This window comes from Anabaena cylindrica UHCC 0172, assembly GCF_034931625.1.
GTDB classification, from domain to species: domain Bacteria; phylum Cyanobacteriota; class Cyanobacteriia; order Cyanobacteriales; family Nostocaceae; genus Anabaena; species Anabaena cylindrica_A.
This window is the reverse complement of sequence record NZ_JAYGGY010000094.1, coordinates 41643-64914: the sequence shown is the minus strand read 5'-3', so window position 1 is coordinate 64914 and position 23272 is coordinate 41643. Positions and strand designations below refer to the sequence as shown.

The window sequence follows — 23272 nt, the reverse complement described above, 5'->3', positions numbered from 1 at the left end:
AACAGATTTTTGATATCTGACGCACCTTACCAATGTGCCAGTTGCGTAAGTCCTGATTTCGACAAATATAGAGAAATTAATCTAAATCTGGAAAAATACTTAGTTTAAATGTATATACTCGTAATTAAACACAAATAGATACGAGTATTATGTTGGACTGGTTGCTTATTTGGGGAGTTACTCAAGGTGTTGGGGTGTTGGTTGCTCCAATTCTGCAAGATTTAGCAAAGGAAGGAGCAAAAGATTTTGCTAAAGACTTTTTCAAAGATTCCCTCAAACACGTTCTGCTAAGGGAAAAAGACCCCCGTCAAGTAGCAGCAGGTAAAGCAATTAAAGAATTTTTACAATTAGTACAGCAGCAGTTAAAAATCCGTTGCAAACTTCCTGAAAATGAAATTAAACCATATATTCAAGAAGTCAAGAAATTTATCAGTGATAAATCGGTTAAATCAATTTTAGGAAAAGCTTTTGAAATTGATTGTGATTCCCTTGATGCAACAACTCTTAAAAATACTTGGAACAGTCTACAATTAAAACCTCTACCAAATAATTTTAATTGGGATGCCATCACAAACCAGTATTTAATGAATGTTCAAGAAATTCTCTTTGATTCCAAAGATTTAAGAGATATACTTGACTCACAGAATATTGAGAAAATTGAAAAAAATACTCAAGAAATTGCAGGTATTATCCCAGATTTTGATTTATTCGGATATCAAGAGGCAATTAAAGAAACTTATGGCAACCTGAAATTAGAAAGTTTAGATACAACAGGTTATGCCTATAACGAACTGAAATTATGGCGAATGTTTATCGCTCAAAATGTGCGGGAAGTTCACCAAGTTTTACCACAAATTTACGAACTGCCTAAAGAACATCTGAATCGACTCCGCGAAAGTAATCAGCTAGAAGCAGAAGTTGCCATACAGGAGTTAGAACGCCACAAACAAAGTTATTTTGAACAAGCAACTCAATCAGTTTTAGATATTATTAACGACAAGCAAAATTATAAATATATAGTAATTTTAGGTGATCCAGGTTCTGGTAAATCTACATTGCTGCAATTCTTAGCATTAAATTGGGCAGAATCGCCGCTTGATAATGTAATTTCTCAACCAATTCCTTTGTTGATTGAATTACGTACTTATATGCGGCGACGGGAAGATAATGAATGCCACGATTTTATCGAATTTTTTCATAAATGTAGTGGTTCAATTTATCATCTCAATCAACATAAATTGCATGAACAACTTTTAGCTGGTAATGCTTTAGTAATGTTTGATGGTTTAGATGAAGTCTTTGATACTGGAAAACGAGAAGATGTAATTACAGATATTCATCGCTTTACAAATAAATATCCTCAAGTGCGGGTGATTGTGACTTCTCGCGTGATTGGCTACAAAACTCAACGGTTAAGAGATGCTGAGTTTCATCACTTCATGCTTCAAGATTTAGACGCAGAACAAATCCAAGATTTTATCAATCGTTGGCATGAATTAAATTTTAATAATGAAGTTGATAAGTTAAGAAAAAAAGAACGTCTCCAAGGAGCAGTTGCAAATTCAAAATCTATCAAAGAATTAGCAGGAAATCCCCTGCTATTAACAATGATGGCGATTTTAAATCGTAACCAAGAATTACCTAAAGATAGACCGGAACTTTATCATCAAGCATCACGTGTATTGCTGCATCAATGGGATGTAGAACGAGCTTTAATTGAAGATAAACGGTTAGACATCAAAACAATTGATTATAAAGATAAACAGGCAATGTTAAGGCAAGTAGCCTATAGTATGCAGGCGAATGAAAAGGGATTAACTGGTAATTTGATAACTGCATCTGATTTAGAAACCATTCTGACTGATTATCTGAAAACCATTGTTGATAAACCTAGAGAAGCAGCGCGAGTGATGATTAATCAATTACGTACTCGCAATTTTATTTTGTGCTTTGTTGGTGCAGATTATTATGCTTTTGTGCATCGGACATTTTTGGAATATTTCTGTGCTTGGGAGTTTGTGTGGCAATTTAAAGAAACGCAAATTTTATCAATTGAGCAATTAAAAATAGAGGTTTTTGGCAAACATTGGCAAGATGAATCTTGGCATGAAGTATTACGCTTAATTGCCGGAATGATTGAATCTAAGTTTGCTGGTGAAATTATTGATTATTTAATCATACAAGATGGAGAAGAGGAAAAGTTTACTAACGTCTTTTTAGCATCTGAGTTATTTGAAGAAGTAAGAAATATTCAATTAATAGAGTCAACTGCTAATAGACTAATTGAGAAGTTGAAAGATTTAACTAGATATGACATTATTTACTATTATGATAATTATGAAGAAGAAGCTAGTCTAGTTAAACAAATTCGTACCCACGCAGTTACAAAAATAGTGACTCTTTGCCAAGATGATCCAAATACTCTATCCTGGCTTAAACAGTGCGCTATTTTTGGTGATAATACTGATTTGCGAAGTGCAGCAGTAAAAGCATTAGCAGAGAATTTTAAAAAAAACCTCGATACATTAATCATTCTCAAACAACTTCTCAAACAACTTTCTACTTCCATTGAGGATAGGAAGGTGCAGCGTGCAGCAGTAAAAGCTTTAGTGGCCAACTATAAAGATATGCCTGATACTTTCACAATTCTTAAACAGCTTATTACCTATAACGATAATATTAATTATCATTGGGGGGTGCAACTTGCCGTATTAGACGCATTAGTAGAAAACTATAAATATAACTCTGAGACATTAACCATCCTTAAGCAAATTAGTATTTATCATCAGAGTTTAAATGTGAGATATCCCGCTATGCAAGAATTAGCACGTAATTTTAAAGATAATCCTGAAACTATGCTATTTTTAAAACAACTTGCTACATCTCAGGATCATTGGTTTGCAAAATTTGCAGCATTAACAGCACTAGGAGAAAACTATCAAGATAATCCTGAAACTCTCTTATTCCTCAAACAACTAACAACTTCTAATGATGAGGATATACGACGTGCAGGAGTTGCAGCATTAGCACAGAGTTTTAAAGATGATCCCGATACCTTACCATTGCTCAAAAATCTTGCTACTTCTGATGATATTGAAAATGTGCGAATTTCAGCTATAGAAGGATTAGCTGAATCTTTCAAAGATGATCCAGATACCTTACTATTTCTCAAAAAACTTGCTACCTCTGATAATCATGAAAATGTGAGATATACATCTTTACGGACATTAATAAATCACTACAAAGATGACCCCGATATATTACCAATTCTCAAAAGATTTGCTACTTCTTATAATCATAAAAATGCTAGAAATTCGGTAGTAATAATGTTAGCACATAATTTCAAAGATGACCCAGAAACCTTACCCCTCCTCAAACAACTTGCTACCTCTGATGATGAAGGGAATGTGAGATATACAGCAGTTCGAGAATTAGCCAAATACTTTAAAACTAACCCTGAGTTATTTGATTTGTTCTACAACTGTGCTAAAAATGATCCATTTGAACGTAAAGATGAAAAGGAATGGAATCCTCGATTGGTTGCACTGAAAATAATCATTAAGCCATATCCCAACCATCCCCAAACCTTACCATTGTTGCACGACAGAGCAGAAAATGATCCAGATGAGCAAGTGCGGGAATTTGCAAAGCAAGAATTAGCAAAATTAAACTGATAAAATAATAAAAAAGGATACCACTATGAATACATCTGTCAAAACTATCAAAGTCTACGACGAAATTGTAGATTTTATTGCTGCTGGCACTACTCCCCAAAGTGTGATTAACTTCCACCTTTCGGAAACAGCACAAAACCGTTTAGAGGATTTAATTGACGGTGCTAAAAATAATCAACTAACCAAAGAAGAAAAGCGCGAGTTAGACCATTTTTTGACTCTAGAACACATTATTAGATTAGCTAAAGCTAAGGCTCATAAGTATATTAACACTGAGGGTAAATAAAGTGTCTCGTACTTACATTAATTTAGAAATAAGGCGTTTAGTTGTGGAACGTGCTGGTAATATTTGTGAATATTGCCTAATTTCAGAAGAAGATACTTCATCTTGTCAAGTTGACCATATAATTAGCGTTAAACATGGTGGTGCAAGCACAGATGATAATCTCTGTTATGCTTGTGTTTTCTGTAACTTGCAAAAAGGTACAGATTTAGGTTCAATTAATTGGCGAAATGGTGAATTAGTGAGATTTTTTAACCCCCGTAGAGATTTCTGGGGTGATCACTTTCAACTTGATGAAGCTGTAATTCAACCATTAACAGATATTGGTGAAGTAACAGCACGTATTCTCGATTTTAATAACGATGAACGGATTATAGAAAGAATATTATTAATAGAAGTTGGTAAGTATCCATCACCATCAGCAAAAGGAAGAATTAGCAAGTAGATATATCAAAAAAAGCATAGTGCTGTATTTGCCTTCATTGTGGCAGGACTACTAAAGAAACCCTTTTTGAGAATTTCAATGTCAAAACACCAGTCTAGTACCGCCGTGAAGTCAAAAGTCAAAACGAATACAGCGTAGCGATCGCATTTTGCAATTACCCTTTGGGTATTTTTTCTGTTCATGTACAAATTTAACGTTTTCAATGGTATAATTGTACTACTCAATGCAGAATTAAATGCTCGTTCTAGTCAGGCGCTGTTCGTGAACATCTATAGTATGTTTAACGTTCTCGCTTGACTTTCTATATCTGAATGTTCGCTAGAATACTTATGATATTTGTTTGGGTTGGTAATGGGTAATTGGGAAGAGGAATTATGAAATAGATCGCGGCGCTCAGGCGTTATCCTAAATATTGTCAAGATTGATTTATAAGGAGCAATATATGAACAGTTGTATTTTAATGGCAGAAATTTACGACACTCCCCAACTGCGCCACACACCAGACGGATTGGAAGTGACAGAAATGATCGTTCATGTTCCTGGAGTGCGGCCTGATGATCCTTCACATCCTTTGAAAGTAGTTGGGTGGGGTAATTTGGCAAAAGAAATCCATCAAACATACAAAGAAGGCGATCGCGTTATTATCGAAGGACGCTTAGGAATGAATACCTTTGATCGTCCTGAAGGTTTCAAAGAAAAACGTGCTGAGTTGACAGTCCAAAAAATTCATGGCATTGGCAAAGAGATGAATTCGAGTCCACCAGCAACCACAATGGCGCAAACAGCACAGCGTCCTCCAGAGTCTTATGAATCCACTCGTCCAGCACCAACTCCAGTTACAACTAATGTCGCTGTCACTCCCCAGGTAACAACCCCCGAACCCACCTATCAACCAGCGAATTTTCAGCCTCCATCCTATCAGCCTGTATCAGCACCAGAACCTGATCCAGATGACATCCCATTTTAAAGGGATTGGGGATTGGGAACTGGGGACTGGGAAATTGATATTTCTCCCCTGCCCCCTGCCCCCTGCCTCTACTCCCCGCTGGTTTCACCCCATTCACGAATAGCAGGGAAAACGGATGAGTAATCATCTTCTGGATAGGACATACTCATTGCTGATTGCAAAATTTGTCTTACACCCTCAATACTGCTGAGATTCAAACCAAGGGATTTAGCTTCAGTGATAAATAAATCTATTTCTTTGATCAATTGTTTGGTGGGTAAGTTAGCTTTGGTGTAATTACCATCCAACATTCGTTTCAAGTTTTGATCAAAGGTAGGCGCATAAAGTTTACTATCGCGCAGGATTCGCATAAATAAGTCTACATCAATACCTTGCATCTGCACAAAAGCTAAACTGAGCGCAAAGCTAGTAGTGAGAGAAGCAATTAATTGATTGAGTGCAAGGGTTAGAGATGACGCAGATCCCACAGGGCCTATGTATACAGGATTTGTGCCAAAAATTTGCAGTAACTTGAGATGGCGTTGATATTGTTCTTGTTCGCCACCAACCATGACAATTAATTTACCAGTTTCTGCTTCTGGGATGCTACCGAGTACTGGCGCTTCGATATATTCACCACCTGCCGCAACGACTGCATCTCTGATTTCTTGGCTTTCTGGAGGAGTAAGTGTCCCCATTTGGATGACGCTACGCCCTGATAAAGTATGCCAAGAAGTATCTGTGAGCAAGACATGATAAATAGCTGCGGCATTAGATAGCATGAGAACTATACAATCAGCAGAGCGAATTGCTTGACGCGGTTTGGTCGCAATTTCTGCCCCTGCGGCTTGTAATGGTGCTAATTTTTCTGGGGTGCGGTTATAGGCAATTAGCTCTACATTTGCTGCTAATAACCGTTGAGCCATCGGTAGTCCCATCAATCCAGTTCCCAGAAATGCCACCTTCATGTTTTACGTTCCTTTGATAAATCGTAGGGTAAACAAGGTAATGGGTAATGGGGTAATGGGTAATGGGTAATGGGTAATAGTTTTTCTATTCACCAATCACCTTTTCCCCATATGCCTATAGCTTGCGTGACGACGTAGGAGTCATACGGCAAGCTACCGCCAACACCAATCACCAAGAATCAGCCACCTGCGGCAAAAGTAGCCATGATGATAACTGAAAGTAAGATGCCGGGAGTAAGTAGTGTTGCTAATACAAGTAGGTCGTGAGCGGTCATAATTATTACTTTTCTCAGGTTTTTAATTTTGAAGTAATCACTGTTATGCTAGTCGAAAAAAGACTGATACAGGATTCTGGAATAGAGTTTTAACCTTTGAATTTTACCTTTACCTCTACTCTGGTATGGTTAATCCTTGAAGCGATTGGCTCTTCGCCAGCGCCTGGGGCGATCGCAAAGTTTCTGTTTCTGTTAGCCCCTTACTTTGTACTAGAACCCCAAAGTTACCCATTCCTGTCGGCTCAATAAGTTGGTGTAATGCCTCTCGGCGGTTTAGCATTTCTGATATTGGTTGCTTTTGATAGGAAAGGGCTGCAATTCTTTCCCCTAAACCTAATGCCATCAAAAATAAACCTTGCTGTGTCCAACCAACTAGATTTAAACCGCACTTGTTGCCCCAAGATTCCAAAGCTGTAAAATCGACATGAGCGGTGATATCTTGTCGCCCAACATTGATGTAAGGGTTATCATGATGACGATGATGGTAGTAGCACTGTAGAGTTCCTTGCGATCGCCTGGGGTTATAGTAACGGTTGGCAGGATAGCCATAATCAATAGTTAGCACATACCCTCGCTGCAAGCAGTCTGCCACTATACTCAACCAATCAAGAGCAGCTAAATTAATTTCACTCCGATAGCCATCTGCATAAATATTGGCATTTAACTCAATTCCCACCAATTCCAAATATGCTGCTAACTGCGGTGTAGATAATTCCCCTAATACCTCAATAAATCCAGGCAAATCAGGCGTATTCTCCCCATTATCCTCAACAGTTACATAAATCTCCCGCAATTCCCCTGCTTCTATAGTGAACTGATGCACGGGAAAAGCATCCACTAATTCATTAGAAAAAAAGCAGCCTGTAATAGAATTAGCAGCTATTTCTTCCAAATTGAACCATTGCACAGAGAACTCCTGTAACCTTTGCTGCTGTTCTTGCCTTAAACTTGGGGACTTTTCCACAATGATGTATTTCAGCGCCGCAAACAAATCTGGATAGTTTAATTGTATGTAATTCAGAATATGGGATGCTAAAACACCTTTACCTGCTCCCATTTCTACCAAATGAAAAGGCATCGGTTGCCCTAAAATTTCCCACATTTGGCAAAACTGTACAGCCAGTAATTCGCCAAAATCACTCCCTAAACTAGAAGACGTGAAAAAATCACCGCCCCGAAACCCAATATTAACTGCATCACTGGCATAGTAGCCATGTTCTGGGTGATACAGCGCCATATCCATATAGTCTGCAAAAGTAATGCGCCGTTGAGGACTAGTTTGAATGCGTTTAGCTATAGCTGTACACAGTGCGGGATGGGAATCCATAGAATTTGAGATTTAGAGATTGGGTGTAAAAAATTAAGCGTCGATATTCTTCAGGAATGCTGAGTACGATTGTTACTTTTTTACTCAGCACTCGTTACTCACTACTCAGTACTGTTTCTGTAATTAGACGTTTCTTACCATCAAGTAGACAGCTAACAGTCATATCGCCCATGACATTTATAGCAGTGCGACAGCGATCTAAAAACCAATCCACCGTCACCAGCAAAGCTATATATTCAGTAGGCAGACCAACGGAAGTAAATACAAGAGTCATTGTCACTAAACCAGCCTCTGGTATACCCGCTGCACCAACAGAAGCAAAAATAGCTGTGACGACAACTATCAACTGCTGTGGTAGAGAAAGGTGTAAACCCAATACTTGAGCAATAAATAATGCTGACATTGCTTCATAGAGAGCAGTTCCATCATTATTAAAGTTACTGCCAACTAGCGCCCCTAAAGAAGCCGAGGATTCCCGTAAACCAATTTTGTGTAGCAACGCCTCAAAAGTGATTGGTGTGGTTGCTGTTGAGGAAGCAGTGGAAAAGGCTGTTAACAAAGCTTCTGAACCCCCAGCTAAGAAATTTTTAGGAGTTACCCAAGAACCAAATTTCACCCGCAGTAAGTAATAACAGGCTTGTATACTCAAAGCCACTAGCACCGCGATAATGAATGCACCCAGGGATTTAAACGGAGCAAAGCCTTGAAGGGCAACAGTTTTGGCAACGATACCAAAAACGGCTAATGGCACTAAAGTGATAATCCAGTGCAGGATGCGAATAACTGCCTCAAATAATATTGTAATTACTCCCTCTATTGCCTGGTAATATGTTTTGTTTTCCTCTATTTGTTGTGCTTTCAAGGCACGTAGAACTACACCAAAAGCTAAAGAAATAAAAATTAGTTGAATGACATTATTATCAACCAGAGGTCTGAGGATAGAATCTGGAACGATGTCTTGGATTAATCCCCAAGGATCGAGGGTTTTACCAACTACTTCCGTACCAGATGGAGGAGAAATACGACCCCATGAGCCTGGTTGCAGAATGTTGGCGACAAGAAGACCAATGACAATGGCTACAGTTGTATTGGTCAGCAACAGCACTGTCAGACGACGACCGGATCTACCTGGGATATCAGCAGTGAGAAAGGCGTGGAGTACGGCTAACATAATTAGTGGTGTTGCTAAAGCCCGCAGCGCCTTGAGTATTAAGTTACAGGGAATTGCTAAGTTGCTGATGAGAGCAGTATTACTTGCTGCTTGACTACTGAGTAAATTTCCTACAAGTACTGCCAAGACAATTGCCAGAGCAATCTGCAATGCTAACGGAATACGCTTCCACGAAAAAAGGTATTTTTTCTGTATTACTTGACCCATGCTTAGTTTCCCGCAGATAAAGTTTTTGGATTTGACAGAAAAAGTGTTTTTACGCACATCCTTCATTTGTTTCTCTGTTCAAATGCCAACAGTTATCTGATGGCTTACAAATGTTTACACTACACTCCAACCTTTAATTTTTCCTTTACATGGCTTACAGCATTGATTTGATTGCAAATTTACTAGGTTACGGTGTATTATTTAATAACGAAGTTAGTAAAAAGCATTTATCTAAATTCAATACCTTGTCCAAATTAGAAAAAGCCTTGATTTGTTAGGTTGGGTTGTGGAATGTGAACGTTCGCAGAGCGTGGCGTAAGCCATAACCCAACAAATGCGTTGGGTTGCGCTGTCGCTTAACCCAACCTACAGAAAATGGACAAGGTATTGTAAATCATAATCAACTTATCAAAGATACAAATAAATATACTTACCCAAGCAAAAACTGACTAGTTTTATGTTATTTAACTCTTCAATCTTTATTTTCTTATTTCTCCCCATCACACTCTTAATTTTTGCAGGTTTCAGTAGACTAAAATGGCATACAATTTCCAAAGCTTGGTTAGTCTTAACATCATTAGTATTTTATGGATATTGGAATGTATCCTACTTAAAGTTGATTATTTTTTCCATGCTTTTTAATTATACAATAGGTGTTTTAATAGGTAGACAACATCAGACTAATCCAGAAATTTCAGGACAATCATGGAAATCTCCAGCATTGCTTTTATTAGGTATATCTGTAAACTTATTAGGATTAGGATACTACAAATATTCAAGCTTTATTCTTGACAATATAAATGCTTTGATGGGAAGTAAGTTTAGTTTAGGAAATATCTTACTCCCCTTAGCTATATCATTCTTTACTTTTCAGCAGATTGCATATTTAGTTGACTCATATCGTGGTAATACACAAAATTATAATTTATTAGATTATTCATTATTTGTTATCTTTTTTCCTCAACTAATCGCTGGGCCTATTGTTCATCATGGTGATATTGTTCCTCAATTTATCGAGAAAAAAGTTGATAAATTTAATTGGGAAAATATGTCTATCGGGATAACAATTTTTGCATTAGGTTTATTTAAAAAAGTCATTTTCGCAGATACTATATCGGCTTATTCAACACCACTATTTAATGCTGCTGAAGCTGGAACTATACTTTCATTTTATGAGGTTTGGTGTGGATTATTAGCTTATACTTTGCAATTATACTTTGATTTTTCTGGATATTCTGACATGGCAGTTGGTATTGCTAGAATGTTTGGAATTATCTTACCTATTAACTTTAATTCTCCATATCAAGCTGATAGTATTATTGATTTTTGGAGACGTTGGCATATTACTTTATCTAACTTCCTGAGAGATTATCTCTATATACCTCTAGGTGGAAATCGCAAGGGTAATTTGAGAAGGTATTTTAACCTCATGATAACAATGTTGCTGGGAGGTTTATGGCATGGTGCAAACTGGACATTTGTCATCTGGGGAGGTCTACATGGATTTTATCTAGTTATTAATAATGTCTATGTTTCGAGTACAAAATCATTTTTTACACAAGAAAATCAACAAAACAATATAGTACATAAATTATTTAATCGCAGCATTACTTTTTTGGCTGTAATTGTTTCTTGGATATTTTTTCGTTCCGAGTCAATAAATGGAGCAATGAGTATTGTGAAATCAATGTTAGGATTAAATGGTATTTCTGTAAAACTTTCATTTAGCAATATATCTCCTAATAATTTGATAGATTTATCTGGAATTATTTGGTTAATATTGTTGCTATCAATAGTCTGGTTTAGCCCTAATACTCAGCAAATAATGTCAAAATATAAACCTGTTTTAAATATGGATAAATATTCTGAGAAAATTAATTCCATATTTTCATGGAAACCTAATTTGTTTTGGGCTGTTAGCTTAGGATTAATATTGTTTATGTCTCTATCAAAAGTTTTAGAAGCTAATCAATCTGAGTTTTTGTATTTTCAATTTTAATAGTTTTTTATGTATCAACCAAAATTCAAATTATACATCTTGATTTTATTTTTTTGTGTATTGCTAGGTTTATCTCTGCATATAGTATCTGGATTTTATTTAATTGGTAGAAATATTGTTGATGCAGAAAATTGGATTGCAGTTGCACAGAAGCATAAAAAGAATAAGGCTTTATCAATTTCTGGGCAGAAAATAATTATAGTGAGTGGTAGCAATTCACTTTTTGGTATCAGTGCCGAAAAAATTTCTCAATCAACAGGAATACCTACAGTAAATTTAGCAATTCATGCTGGACTTGGGGTTGAATATATTCTCAATGATGTGAAAAAAATCCTTAATAAAAGAGATATTGTTTTACTACCTTTAGAATATAATTTTTATGTGGATAAAAAACAAATAACAAGAATGTATCTTAAACATATTCTATCAAATGATACTGAATATTTCTGGAATAATCTCAATCATTTTCAACAAATCCAACATTTACTACAATTATCAAATTCAGATATATTCAACAGTTTTTTAAGTAAAAATAGTAAGAAAGAAATTTGGGCTAATTTAAAAATTAGGGCATCACAAAAAAAGTGTTACTCAGGATTTCTATTGAATGATTATGGAGATGAATTATGTAATATTAATGTCAAACCATTAAAAAATTTGAAGAATAAATTCGATTTACCTACAGATGATAAATATCAAATTGATCAAATGGGAAGTGTGAGAGATTTTATTATTTGGTGTAAAGATAGACAAATTAAGGTATTACCCTTGTATCCAGTTATGCTAGAAGATGATAAATTTTATCAATCAAAATATAGATCATTTTTCCAAAAAATTCAAAATTTTTATGAAAAAAATGGAGTTTCTATACTCGGAGATCCATATCAAGCTGCTTTATCATATAATCTCATGTTTAATACTACTTATCATCCTAATGATCAAGGTAGAAATGTCAGAACTCAACAGGTTTTATCCCTGATTAAGCCTTATATTCAGAAATCCAATTAAATTGTCTTTTATTAAGAAATCCGTATAGTTACACTTTTTTTATGGTCTATTCCCTATTCTAAAAGAAGTAGAGAATGGAAAACTTGGGTTAAAACCATATATAAATTAGACTTGTAGTTATGAATAAAGCAAAGATGTTTAAGGATAGACGCAAATCACCAATTATTTTTCTTAAAAACCTGCTGTTTTCCCATTGGCGTTCTTTGTTGCTGATGTTGATAGGTGTGTATTTACCTTTGCAGGTTGTGGAAATATTAGCAGTGAAGATTTGGCAAAATGAAAGTGGTTTTCCTTGGGATGTGCCAATTTTGATGGCAATTCATTCTACAGCTAATTCGCGACTAGATATTTTTGCAGTCGTGCTGACGAAATGGGGATCATTCTGGACTGCTTTACCTGTGTTGAGTGCGATCGCACTCCTCTTATTACGCGATCGTAGATGGAGAACCTTTGCTTACTTACTCACTACAGCTTTAGGAAGCCTCCTCATCAACCGCACAGCTAAAGAATTTATGCACCGAGTACGTCCCCAGTTATGGATATCAAAAGCACCTGAATTTGACTATGCCTTTCCCAGTGGTCATGCAATGACAAGTATGACATTGGTAGCAATTTTAGTTATTTTAACTTGGCATCGTCCTTGGCGCTGGCTGGTTCTGACTTTTGGTAGTTTGTACCTCCTAACCATTGCTTGGACGCGTCTTTATCTTGGAGTTCACTTCCCCAGCGATATTCTCGCCGGTTGGATGGTTGCGTTAGCCTGGGCTATTGGTGTCAGTCTCATTATCAAACCGAATTTGCATAAAGTCACTACTATCAATAGCAGCATACAGGTTGAAACTACCTTGCTACCTGAAGAAAAACAGTTAATCGACTCAAAAAAAGAAGAGTAATAACAGCCAGAAAATATTTAACTCAAGTTGCTAGTTATCTAGTTGAGAACGGTAATGGGTCATTGGTCATTGGTCATTAGTGAATAATTTTCTGTTTTAATCCTGTAAATCCTTAAATCCTGGATATCCTGTTCGCGTTCACGTAGTGTGACGTAGGCATAGCGTGGCGTATGACTCCTACGTCGTCACGCAAGCTAGAGCCATATCAGACATTTTCCCTAACTAGCAACTTACGTTATTTACTGTCCGTTCGCTGATTTTGAATGGACAAGCGTGTAGGGGCGGGGATGGGATGCTCCCGTTTGCTATGTCTGGATGTAAAATAATTGCCTATATAATTCACAGCTTGGTATTACTTTATTTTTTAACTGTTTGATCAGTCCCATACTACTTAATTTATAAGTCATGAGCGAATCTAATGATATTGGTTCGTGAGAATTAATAACACTATCTAATGCTTTTGCTAATTCAGGTTGTTCTTGCAATGTTGCTTGATGACGCTGCAAATGAGAGGAATAAATTCCTTTTGATGTAGCTGCTGTATCCAGGAATTGAGTAAAGCTAATGTCCCCTCGACTAAGATGATAAATAGCTATATGTACCAATGCTGGATGTCCTTCCACCATTGCCATCAGTTCTCTAGCTTCCTGGTAGTCAGTCCAGTTGAGTCCGTAAAGTTGAGCTAACTGCTGTACTTGCTCTAGATTGAAACTACTTAACTCTATTGGTAATCCTACATTAAATGGTGATTGCTTTAACTGAAGAGGGACATAAATTTCAGTTGAATGAACAATAATTAACCGTAGCTTTTGCCAAATTGGTTGTCTCTTCGCTTCTTCATACCATGAACGAAAGAGAGGTAAAACATCTTTTGCTACTTGAGGATGTTCAAAAATATAGTTGACTTCATCCACTGCTAAAACGAGAGGAGTATCTATTTGCTTTAAAAGATGATTACGAAAATAAAGGGAGCAACTAATTTTGCTACCGATATCTTCATCCCAATAGTCCTCTAACTTTTGCTCTAACTGAAGTTGACGAGTAACATTGGCGCATAACCAGCGCAAAAAACGATTCAAATCGTTCAAAATTACATCATCAATTTGTTCTAGATTTAAACTCACAGTGCGGTAGCCTTGTTGAGTGGCATAATCCAAAGTTCTCAGTAGTAAAGATGTTTTTCCCATCTCTCTAGGTGCTTTAATTCTGACTAAAGCCCCAGGTTTTCTAATTTCCTCATAAATTTGCGTTTCTACCGCATTTCGTTCTATATAAAAAGGAGAATTAAGGGGAACTGCACCATTTGGATAACAGCGAGAATTGAGAGAGTTATCTAGTTTTCCTATAGACATAGGATTATAGGGGCTAATATCGGAGACAAAGACGGTTGCAGAGATGTCTTTGAGCCTGTTCAACTCTGAATTAGAGGTTTGTATTGTCAGATTTTGATTTACCCAATCCAAGTTAAAGACTTTTGCATAGATTGGGTTCTTAACTGTTAAACTTCCTCTATATTGGGTAACAAGTCCCGACAATCGCAATTCTAGATACTCAGGGGAGTTGTAAGCAGGTATTTTTCCCTCTAGTATAATCTGCTGATATAGCTGTAATAATTGTTGGCTTCTGGGAGTGTTGCGAAGTAAGCGATCGCGAATTGTCCTTAAATGCTCTGGTTCGTCCTGACTTTCCCAATTTTTAATAATTTGATTCTCTACAATTTTCTCCACCCACTGCGATTCTTCGCCCTCTGGAGAAGAATAAAATTCTGTGCTGTTATTGCAGCAATTTACAATTAACCAACACAGTTTTTGAGTTAAAAAAGGTTGTCCGTTAGTCCAAGATAGAACCTCTTTTAAAACTGCTTCTGGGTTGCTGATTTTTCCTATCAATCCCTTGAGTAAAGGCTGACTATCCTGGAGTTTAAATCCTCGAAGTTCAATAGCTCTACCGATATTAAAAGGTGTGGAATAGTGTTTATCTTGAATCAATTCTGAAGGCGTAGCTACTCCCAATAAAGCAAAAGATAATCGCCTATAAGCTGGCTTGACAGATCGACTTTCATAGCAGTGGCGAATCAGGGCGAAAAATTCGTCAGTGGAAAACTTTAAACCCAGGACATTATCAATTTCATCAATAAAAATAACAACTTTTTCTTGAATCTGCGTTAGTAATACCGTTTCGATAAATTCATTTAAGCATTGGATGGGAGATAGATCATCCCGTTCTTTTAACCAACTACGCCGATTTATTTGGAGCTTAAAACCGCTTACCAGTTCTTGAATAATTCCCCCATACCATTGGGAAGCCGTAATTTGTTGGCTACCAATACCGCTTAATTCAATTTCTGTACAAGCAAATCCTTGATTTTGCAATTTATCCATTATCCGCACTCTTAAGCTAGATTTCCCCATCTGTCTAGCGTTGAGGACATAGCAGTACTCAAGTGCTAATAACCCTTCGTAAAGTTCTGTGTCAGCCTGTCGCACCACATAAGTAGGGTCATCAGGTAGCAGACTACCACCTGCTTGATAGGTAGCGTTGAGTTTGGTAAACATTGGGATTTTCAGAGGCTTAAAACCTGGATATGGATTAATTATCACATGGTTTGAGGTTTTTGAATGACTGAATTTAACTGAATTGGCTGAATTTAACCGATTTTTAAGATTCCTGAATTTAACTGAAATACTAATTTGAGAAACCAAGCATTATATGAATCAGATAATACTTACCTCCAAACTGGTCAGTCATGAACTCATCTCCAAGTAGGTGAAAGAGTGATTCTGAGACTGTTTTGTATTAAATTCATCAATTTATGAGTGCATTTTTAAGATGACTATTATTTTTGATTATCAAATAGATTCTGGCGATCGCACGGAAAACACAAGTGTATTTTTCTGGCAGCAATGGCAACTTTATCGAGATAATCTTTATCGTTGCTGCGTCAAATGGATGGGTGGAAACCCAATTGATGCTGAAGATGCGCTCAGTCGGGCGATGCTGAAAGCTTGGGAGAAAGCGCAAAAGTATGAGGGAGAAATTACTAATTTTAAGGCTTGGCTGATGACGCTGACTCATAATCTTTGCGTGGATATTCATCGAGAACGCAGTCGGGGCGCGAATCGAGTTGAGGATATAGAAGGTTACGCATCTAGTGAGGAGCAAGAACTGGTTGCTTTTGAGGATACACCAGAAAGTGCAATGGAGACTGACGAGAAAAAGATTGTGATTCGTCGTGCTATTGATAACTTACCGACAAGGTTGCGCGAGACGTTTATTCTGCACTTTTATCAAGAACTTTCTTATCAAGAAATTGCCCAACTGCAAGATATTTCCTATCAGAATGTCTGCAAGCGGATTTCCCAGGCGCGGAAGATTTTGCAAGAGGAGTTAAAGGGATATTTTATCGGAGAGGAGGAAACGGATAGGTATAAATTTGTTCCAGCGACGGCAACGGAGTCGGAAATAGGGGAAATGTCCGAGGGAAATGGGGGAGTTGAAGAGGAAGCAGGGAATACGGTACTTGCAGTTGCGGTGGAGGAAGTGGAGATTGTTGTGGATGAGGAAGCGCGTGATGTGCAGCAGTCTGAGTGGGTGATGATTGCGGTGACTTCTGAGGGGAAGTTAGAGGTAAAGAGCGATGATGGTTGGTGTGTTGAGGCGGTGTTGTGTAAAAGTCTGATTACAAAAGTTTCAGCTAATACACAATTAGATGAAGAGACTAAATGTCGGATGAATTTATTTCTTATGATAACGCTTTCAAGCGCATCTCCCAAGGACGGAAAATTTTGCGCGAAGACTTGAAAGGGCATTTTTTGGGGGAGGATGGGACTGATACAAACTTATCGGTTACATCAACTTTGCCTGCTAATACAGTGCATTCAGGAGTTAGGAAAAAAATTAACTCAAAAAATTCAAGAATTGGCGATGCTAATCGTCTTAAAGATGGAAAGACGAAAAAGAAAAAGACATCTAATCTCGTCTAACCGCTAAATTACAACTTGACGATTTTATTACATCAGAATCAGGTAAATTATGTCTGAATAAATTATCAAGAATTAGCGACTGGAATCGTCAATAGACTGTAACAAACATCATAATATACCAAGGAGAAAGATATAATGAACACAAAAAAAATAACACAAGAAGAGTTCGAGAAAATTTTGGACACGATGGAAACTTATGCTATTTCCTGTGCTCAAACATGGGGACACCGAAATTTAAAGAATCGTAATCGCTATCAATATATTTTGCCTTCAGATATCAAAGAAAATGCAAAAAATGAAGAAGTTCCTCAAATGGTGAAAGATATTTTTGATGTAGAAGAGTCACAAATGAATGCCGATGATTCTGAAGAAGAAGCAATGTTAACGAAGGTGAGTTATGATTTCATTGAAAGTCCCGCCCCAGATATTGCTAAGTTCAATTGTGAACTTGATGCGGCTGATGAAAAGGCAATAGCAAATTACTCTCAACGTAGAAAACAACGAACAGAAAGGCTTAAGGAAGCAGGTAGAGAGCATCCTCATGCTCGTCATGCAATTGTAGAAGCTAATCGTAAGGTAGACTCTTTCGTGGACAAAATTTCGCACTATCTCGATAATTTTGTAAATACTCTTGCAAATTCTATTACCACATGGGTTTCCTCGGCATTCTTAAAAATTGCTAATACATTTAAGGATGCAGCAAATCAAGTGGTTAACTTCTTCGGGGGTCTTTTTTCTACTACTAGTCTAGTCCTAAAAAATGAGAAAAAGATCCTTTTTGAAAATCCAAATGAGAATTGCTGGGTTTCTCTCTTAGGGATGAGCTTCAATAACTTTACCCTTCAACCAGAGTCTGCTACAAGCAGAAAAGTAAGTTATGTAGCCAATACAGCCACTTGTCTACAAGCAACCTTTGATTATCAAGAACAATGCTATTTGGCTATCAACAGCATTAGTGATTTGAGTAATATAACAAAAATTACTCTCACGGATGTTAAAATAGTCTATTCTTGATCTATATCGGTGTTGCCTGAATGCAGGATGAATTAGCTACTGAAACTATTAATATTTGATTCAAAATCAAGCAAAATCATCCTTAAAAGTCAAGCGATCGCTTTCCTGGTTGCACCCAATAGCCACGCGATCGCATTTCTTCATAGCGACTGTCTTAATTGTCAAGCGATCTCATCATTGTAGGGAGAAGTGCGTAGGCGTAGCCCGTCGTAGACATCACTTTGGGGGTGTAGGAAGTGCGATCGCGAAGCGTGTGCCTTGCACTCAGCGCTCCGTAGGAATCGCTTTTCTTTTTTGGGGATGCGATCGCTTTTTAGTTGAACTTGAGTTGGAGAGGAAAAGGTGCGATCGCCTGATCTTGTAGCGACTGTCTTAATTGTCAAGCGATCGCTTTCCTGGTTGCACATAAAGCCACGCGATCGCTTTTTGGTTGAGATGGAGATGAAGGGGTGCGATCGCCCTACTTATCCCAAAGTGCGATCGCTTTTCTGATTTGTGGAAGGCGATAGCGAAGCGCTCCGTAGGAATCGCTTTTTAGCAGACAAAATAAACTACCATTCAACTTGAACTGAGTAATTAGCAAAAACAGAATCACAACTGATCAGCACAGCATTTTCTCTATTAGCTTGAGCAATCAATAACCGATCAAAAGGATCTTTATGATACAGGGGTAAACTATCTAAAGCTAAAATATGAGCAACAGTAACTGGTAATATTTCGATGTAATTATTTTGTTGAAATAAGAATAATTTCTTCTAAAGTTTTATTTAATGTTAGTTTACCTAACTGCTGTTTAATTTGTATTTCCCAGAGACTAACAACACTCAATAATCTAAGATTATCTTTATTCGTCAATAGCTCTAAGGCTCTTTGAGACAGTTTTGATGGCTGACTATCCCAAAAAATAAAAGTATGTGTATCTAACAGTAATTTCATGGATTTTGCAACCAAAATTCATCGGATAAAGGTTGATCAAAATCATCACTCATGACCATTGCACCTAAATTTAATCCTGGACGTGGAGTCTTTTCCGATTCCCAAACATTTGGCTCAATAGAATTAAGTAGAGTTAATCTAGCAATGGGAGTATTCCCATTAGTAATTACTATTTCTTGGTCATTTTTAATCAAGGAGAGTAATTGACTAACGCTGATTTGTAATTGTTGAATATCCAGTGTTTTGGTTGACATAGTTGTTACTTTGAACATTATATTTGTCTATTATAGCTTCATCTTTCCAAAGCGTAACTTACTTTTCAGATTAAAAGTAGCTTGCTTCCCTGTAGGGATACGGCGATCGCCCTACTTATCCCCAAGAGCGATCGCTTATCTTTCATCAAAGTCATTTTACCGGAATGGGATCGCTTTTCTGATTTGCGGAAGGCGATTCCTGCGGAGCGCTTCGCTATCGCCCCACTTATCCATCAAGCGGTATTTTACCGGAAAGCGATCGCTACTTCCTAACCCAACAACCCCAACGCCTACCTCAGCCATTCTGGGACATCCAAATCAGAAAGCTCAAAATTTGATCAACTGGTGGTACTGGATAATCATTCAAGTCAATGGTTACTGTTTGTCCTTCTAGTTGGAGAAACCGCCAAACCGTACCACTTGTCACCGTTCCGTAAATTGTGGAAATCGGCTGCTGCTTCTGTTGATTAAAGCGTTGTGCTGCTACCATTTCGGCTAAACATTGTCCCAGTCCTGGTTTTAGGTCTTCTTTCTTCGCTTCCACCAAAACCACTGCCGGGGCTTTAATATACAATTGCTCTGGAGAGCGACTAATCAGAAAATCAACATAACCCGTCAAATCAACTTCTGGCTGCACGTTGAACTCTTCGCCGGAAAAGACACTAATTTGTCCATGAAGCTGACGTTTGACTTCTAGTAAAACGGGATTGATAATGCCTTCAGAACGCGCTTTTTCACTACCTACTGCAACTGCCCAAGGTATCGTTTCTTTCAATGTATCTTTGAGCAAAGAACTCGGATTAAATGGGGAAATCTCTGGTAGAAAGCGATCACCTTCAACAATTGTCAGTTGAAAATCATCTACAGCTTTACTCAACGTAAATTTACTATAAGGCATAAAAGTTTTCTCTATAATTGGCAATATTTTGATGTAATTATTTTGTTGAATAAGAATTCAAACAACTAGACTATGATTACGGAAGAAAAAAGTAACCGCTCAATAATCCGGGGTAAATCCTTCGATGACAAGCTTCAAATGGCGTAAGATCGTTCCCCAACAGGTAGTCCGCTCCCATTTATTGAGCGGATACAGAAAAAAGATAAAATATTTGTGTCAATCAACGCTGGCTTCATCACTTCTTCTTCCTAAAAATGCTTGCTGGCGACGGGCGATTATTTCTTCATTGAAGTTAGCAAATCCTTCATCTGACATATCATTCCAACATCCAGCAAACTGCATATTTTTATTAAATGAAGGTTGAGATACTTCTATACCTAAGCGAAAATAATGAATAAAATTATATAATTCTTCTAATTTCTCTGGGGGAACAAGATTTATTTCTGTAATAACTTTTGTGCGTAGGTTTAAAGCATCCATAACAAGTTAATATAGATTGATTGAGTGACAAATAAATTATATCTCACATTCCATTTATTTACAGGATGGCAACGGTCAAATGAACACTTTGTTGCGATCGCTGATCTTTCATCAAAGCCATTTTACCGGAATGCGATAGCGCAAGCGCTGACTTGTCAGTTCTCTTTTTTATGAGGAGAAGTGCAATCGCTTTTTAGTTGAACTTGAGATGAAGGAGTGCGATCGCGGTTGGTAGAGTTTGGGGATGAAGGAGCGATCGCTTTTTTATGAGGAAAAGGTGCGATCGCAAGAGGTTTACTAAATATTTTCCCGATTTAACCAAGCTTGTAAATCAACCAGGCTGCTAAAATCAAGTAATGCTTCACCAAGATTTTCCAACTGTTCCAAAGGCAAAGCTTCAACCTGTTGACGAATATCCTGTGGTAATTCCCCCACCCGTCGATTTAGCAGACGAAGAATAAGAGATTTTTCTCCTTCCTCACGTCCTCGTTGTTCTCCCTCTTGTATCCCCTCTTCCTTAATTTCCCGATAAACCCGCGTTTCTTGAAGTGTAATTCCTAACATCTCTTCTACCTCTATACGAGTTTTATTTTCAAACTTGTACACCATTATCGTTGTGATTAACTCTATTATGGCGCTATTTCCTGCTTGAGATTCTTCTTGTTGATTCGTCGCTAACAAATACCTTGCTTCCTGGGTTGCTTGTTCATCCTCTAGGGTAGTTAACACCATCAAGCCTACCCATACAGGTAATTGGCGAATATTACCCAACTCATCCAAATATATGCGATTTACCTGGGAACTATTGAGTAGATTTTCATAAGGAAGAGTATCACTTTGCTCAATCTTACGGGATGGGTAAATTATCACTAAGTAGGTGGGCATAAATATTTATCGTTGAGACAAGGCAGGAGGCAGAAGGCAGAAGGCAGGAGGGAAGAGGTTTTGAGGCAACTTTACGTTTCGTTACATACTTCTGTTTTTTTTCGCCTACCTACTTAATTGCAAATTACTAAATCTGGCACGATTCCGGTAAAAATATAAGTAAGATTCTGCAAATACCCTTTCATAAAGTAGCTCGTCTTTCTGGAACTGCACTTCACAGAAATAAACAACCCCAGGATTTTTAGTTGTGGGTGGCAGAAATACCCCGTCAATTTCAAATTTTGGTTCTTTCACAGCTACCGAATCAAATCGATATGCATCTGCATTTTCTGGTGGGTTTGTCAACAATTCAAACAATAAATTTGGATATTGTTGAAATAGTTTATAAAAAATCGAATCTCGACGCATGGACGTTTTTACTTGAGGGTTGATTGCACCTCATCAATTTTAAGCTTTTACTGTCTTGATGATCGCGCGATCGCTTGGTTGCACCCAAAGCCACGCGATCGTATCATTGTAGGGAGAAGTGCGTAGGCGTAGCCCGTCGTAGACATCACTTTGGGGATGTAGGAAGTGCGATAGCCGAAGGCTCAAGCTTTGCTTATCGCATTTTTGTGGGGAGAAGGGCGATCGCGCAAAAGCCTGGCAAGTTTCTATTCTTGATTCAGAACTCTGATATCAATTCTGTGTAAAGTTGCGCCAAATAAATACCGTAGAGCGGTTTCATGTCAATCTATACCTGAATTTAACTAAATTAGCTCATTTTAAATGAGTATTATTAATACTGAATTAAACTGAAATACTGATTTTAAAGACAAAGTAGAATATGAATTATGTGAACTTGATATCCAGAAAAGTAAATCATTAACTAATATTCAATTAGTTGAGAAATGATTTTTCATACTGTTTGAGAGAGGGTAGCTTTTATTAGATTTATCAATTTTAAAATGTTTTATCAAGATAAAAGTTATGTTTAATTATCCAGTAGATACTAGATTATTTTTTGGCGATCGTACTGAAAATATAAGTGCATTTTTTTGGTATTTATGGCGACAGAATCAAGATTATCTATATCGTTGCTGTCTCAGGTGGATGAATGGCAATCCTAGTGATGCTGAGGAAGCTTTGAACCGGGCGATGTTCAGAGCGTGGGAAAAGTTACAAAAATACGCAGGGGAAATTACTAATTTTAAGGCTTGGTTGACGCGACTGACTCATAATCTATGTGTAGACATTCATCGAGAGCGAAATCGCGACGTTAATAGAGTTGAGAATATAGAAATTTACGCTGCACTAGAAGAAAAAAATCAGGTTTTTTATTTCAATATATCAGAAAGTGCTTTGGAGACAGAGGAGAAAATGGTTGTAATTCGTGAAGCTATTTATAACTTACCAATCAGATTACGGGAGACTTTTATCCTGCATTTTTATCAGGAATTATCCTATCAAGAGATTGCCCAACAGCAAAATATATCCTATCAAAATGTCTGCAAGCGTATTTCGCAAGCAAGAGCAATTTTACGAGACGAACTGAAGGAATATTTTATTGAGGACACTTTGAACTAAACAGAAGAGATTATCTGTGTGTTGAAGCGCAAATTATGAAAGGCAATCTGCACCGATTTA

Annotated in this window: 24 protein-coding genes and 1 pseudogene; 13 read left to right on the top strand and 12 right to left on the bottom strand. The window is 37.3% G+C overall.

The genetic code is table 11. The features are described from left to right. Positions 1 to 149 precede the first annotated feature (149 nt). From VB713_RS21115 to VB713_RS21105, 3 genes are read left to right on the top strand one after another with little or no spacing between them, the layout of a single operon-like run. Entirely contained in the window at positions 150 to 3674 is a 3525-nt protein-coding gene (locus VB713_RS21115; protein WP_323313467.1) for a HEAT repeat domain-containing protein, read from the top strand. A gap of 25 nt (positions 3675 to 3699) precedes the next feature. Next, positions 3700 to 3960 (top strand): hypothetical protein, encoded by a 261-nt coding sequence (locus VB713_RS21110; protein WP_323313466.1) that lies wholly within the window; start codon positions 3700 to 3702, stop codon positions 3958 to 3960. Between the two features lies 1 nt (position 3961). Further along, entirely contained in the window at positions 3962 to 4402 is a 441-nt protein-coding gene (locus VB713_RS21105; RefSeq protein ID WP_323313465.1) for an HNH endonuclease signature motif containing protein, read from the top strand. A 5-nt stretch (positions 4403 to 4407) separates the two neighbouring features. Here the strand turns inward: VB713_RS21105 and VB713_RS21100 are convergent, their stop codons facing one another. Beyond that, entirely contained in the window at positions 4408 to 4584 is a 177-nt protein-coding gene (locus VB713_RS21100) for a hypothetical protein (protein WP_323313464.1), read from the bottom strand. A gap of 260 nt (positions 4585 to 4844) precedes the next feature. Here VB713_RS21100 and VB713_RS21095 point away from each other — a divergent pair, with 260 nt between their 5' ends. Beyond that, complete coding sequence (locus tag VB713_RS21095) at positions 4845 to 5369, top strand: single-stranded DNA-binding protein (protein ID WP_323313463.1); 525 nt, start codon at positions 4845 to 4847, stop codon at positions 5367 to 5369. Between the two features lie 68 nt (positions 5370 to 5437). Here the strand turns inward: VB713_RS21095 and VB713_RS21090 are convergent, their stop codons facing one another. The 3 genes from VB713_RS21090 to VB713_RS21080 all read right to left on the bottom strand — a co-directional run bounded on the left by VB713_RS21090 (position 5438) and on the right by VB713_RS21080 (position 9296). Beyond that, positions 5438 to 6316, bottom strand: coding sequence for an NAD(P)-dependent oxidoreductase (locus tag VB713_RS21090; RefSeq protein WP_323313462.1), 879 nt, complete (start codon positions 6314 to 6316; stop codon positions 5438 to 5440). A 390-nt stretch (positions 6317 to 6706) separates the two neighbouring features. Next, complete coding sequence (locus VB713_RS21085) at positions 6707 to 7918, bottom strand: class I SAM-dependent methyltransferase (protein WP_323313461.1); 1212 nt, start codon at positions 7916 to 7918, stop codon at positions 6707 to 6709. Between the two features lie 94 nt (positions 7919 to 8012). Continuing rightward, a complete protein-coding gene (locus VB713_RS21080) occupies positions 8013 to 9296 on the bottom strand; it encodes a dicarboxylate/amino acid:cation symporter (protein WP_323313460.1) in 1284 nt (427 codons plus the stop codon). A gap of 457 nt (positions 9297 to 9753) precedes the next feature. On the opposite strand from VB713_RS21080, the gene VB713_RS21075 reads away from it, so the two are divergent. The 3 genes from VB713_RS21075 (at position 9754) to VB713_RS21065 (ending at position 13196) form a co-directional block, all read left to right on the top strand. Continuing rightward, positions 9754 to 11295: an MBOAT family protein gene (locus tag VB713_RS21075; protein ID WP_323313459.1), complete on the top strand. Its 1542-nt coding sequence runs from the start codon at positions 9754 to 9756 to the stop codon at positions 11293 to 11295. A gap of 9 nt (positions 11296 to 11304) precedes the next feature. Then, on the top strand, positions 11305 to 12303 hold the full coding sequence (locus tag VB713_RS21070; protein ID WP_323313458.1) for a hypothetical protein: 999 nt from the start codon (positions 11305 to 11307) through the stop codon (positions 12301 to 12303). A 119-nt stretch (positions 12304 to 12422) separates the two neighbouring features. Further along, a complete protein-coding gene (locus VB713_RS21065; protein WP_323313457.1) occupies positions 12423 to 13196 on the top strand; it encodes a phosphatase PAP2 family protein in 774 nt (257 codons plus the stop codon). A gap of 305 nt (positions 13197 to 13501) precedes the next feature. On the opposite strand, the gene VB713_RS21060 is transcribed toward VB713_RS21065, so the two are convergent. Then, positions 13502 to 15751: an AAA-like domain-containing protein gene (locus tag VB713_RS21060; RefSeq protein ID WP_323313456.1), complete on the bottom strand. Its 2250-nt coding sequence runs from the start codon at positions 15749 to 15751 to the stop codon at positions 13502 to 13504. Between the two features lie 274 nt (positions 15752 to 16025). Here VB713_RS21060 and VB713_RS21055 point away from each other — a divergent pair, with 274 nt between their 5' ends. From VB713_RS21055 to VB713_RS21040, 4 genes are all read left to right on the top strand, one after another. Continuing rightward, positions 16026 to 16997, top strand: a complete 972-nt coding sequence (locus tag VB713_RS21055) for a sigma-70 family RNA polymerase sigma factor (RefSeq protein ID WP_323313455.1) — start codon at positions 16026 to 16028, stop codon at positions 16995 to 16997. 317 nt (positions 16998 to 17314) lie between these two features. Continuing rightward, a complete protein-coding gene (locus VB713_RS21050; RefSeq protein WP_323313454.1) occupies positions 17315 to 18193 on the top strand; it encodes a hypothetical protein in 879 nt (292 codons plus the stop codon). Positions 18194 to 18248: 55 nt separating this feature from the next. Then, positions 18249 to 18557: a hypothetical protein gene (locus tag VB713_RS21045; RefSeq protein WP_323313453.1), complete on the top strand. Its 309-nt coding sequence runs from the start codon at positions 18249 to 18251 to the stop codon at positions 18555 to 18557. After that, positions 18536 to 18685, top strand: coding sequence for a hypothetical protein (locus VB713_RS21040; protein WP_323313452.1), 150 nt, complete (start codon positions 18536 to 18538; stop codon positions 18683 to 18685). The genes VB713_RS21045 and VB713_RS21040 overlap by 22 nt, the downstream gene beginning before the upstream one ends. 59 nt (positions 18686 to 18744) lie before the next feature. Here VB713_RS21040 and VB713_RS21035 read toward each other — a convergent pair whose 3' ends face one another. Genes VB713_RS21035 through VB713_RS21025 form a run of 3 tightly spaced genes read right to left on the bottom strand, consistent with a single transcriptional unit; the run spans position 18745 to position 19383 of the window. Next, positions 18745 to 18885 carry a hypothetical protein gene (locus VB713_RS21035; RefSeq protein ID WP_323313469.1) on the bottom strand — a complete coding sequence of 47 codons (141 nt, stop codon included), beginning with the start codon at positions 18883 to 18885 and terminating at the stop codon, positions 18745 to 18747. 34 nt (positions 18886 to 18919) lie between these two features. Continuing rightward, entirely contained in the window at positions 18920 to 19129 is a 210-nt protein-coding gene (locus VB713_RS21030) for a type II toxin-antitoxin system VapC family toxin (RefSeq protein ID WP_323313451.1), read from the bottom strand. After that, positions 19126 to 19383, bottom strand: a complete 258-nt coding sequence (locus VB713_RS21025) for a prevent-host-death protein (RefSeq protein WP_323313450.1) — start codon at positions 19381 to 19383, stop codon at positions 19126 to 19128. Before VB713_RS21025 ends, VB713_RS21030 begins: the two co-directional genes overlap by 4 nt. Positions 19384 to 19464: 81 nt before the next feature. On the opposite strand from VB713_RS21025, the gene VB713_RS21020 reads away from it, so the two are divergent. Further along, positions 19465 to 19656: a hypothetical protein gene (locus VB713_RS21020; RefSeq protein WP_323313449.1), complete on the top strand. Its 192-nt coding sequence runs from the start codon at positions 19465 to 19467 to the stop codon at positions 19654 to 19656. A 22-nt stretch (positions 19657 to 19678) separates the two neighbouring features. Here VB713_RS21020 and VB713_RS21015 read toward each other — a convergent pair whose 3' ends face one another. The 4 genes and pseudogenes from VB713_RS21015 to VB713_RS21000 form a co-directional block, all read right to left on the bottom strand. Further along, entirely contained in the window at positions 19679 to 20281 is a 603-nt protein-coding gene (locus tag VB713_RS21015; protein WP_096666057.1) for a hypothetical protein, read from the bottom strand. Between the two features lie 216 nt (positions 20282 to 20497). Further along, positions 20498 to 20761, bottom strand: a complete 264-nt coding sequence (locus VB713_RS21010) for a hypothetical protein (RefSeq protein WP_323313448.1) — start codon at positions 20759 to 20761, stop codon at positions 20498 to 20500. A gap of 297 nt (positions 20762 to 21058) precedes the next feature. Next, positions 21059 to 22054 (bottom strand): annotated as a pseudogene (locus tag VB713_RS21005) (DUF2887 domain-containing protein). Positions 22055 to 22093: 39 nt separating this feature from the next. Continuing rightward, the gene (locus VB713_RS21000; RefSeq protein ID WP_323313447.1) at positions 22094 to 22240 is read right to left on the bottom strand and encodes a hypothetical protein; all 147 of its coding nucleotides are present in this window, start codon (positions 22238 to 22240) and stop codon (positions 22094 to 22096) included. Positions 22241 to 22615: 375 nt separating this feature from the next. On the opposite strand from VB713_RS21000, the gene VB713_RS20995 reads away from it, so the two are divergent. Then, entirely contained in the window at positions 22616 to 23212 is a 597-nt protein-coding gene (locus VB713_RS20995) for an RNA polymerase sigma factor (RefSeq protein ID WP_323313446.1), read from the top strand. Positions 23213 to 23272: the final 60 nt, after the last annotated feature.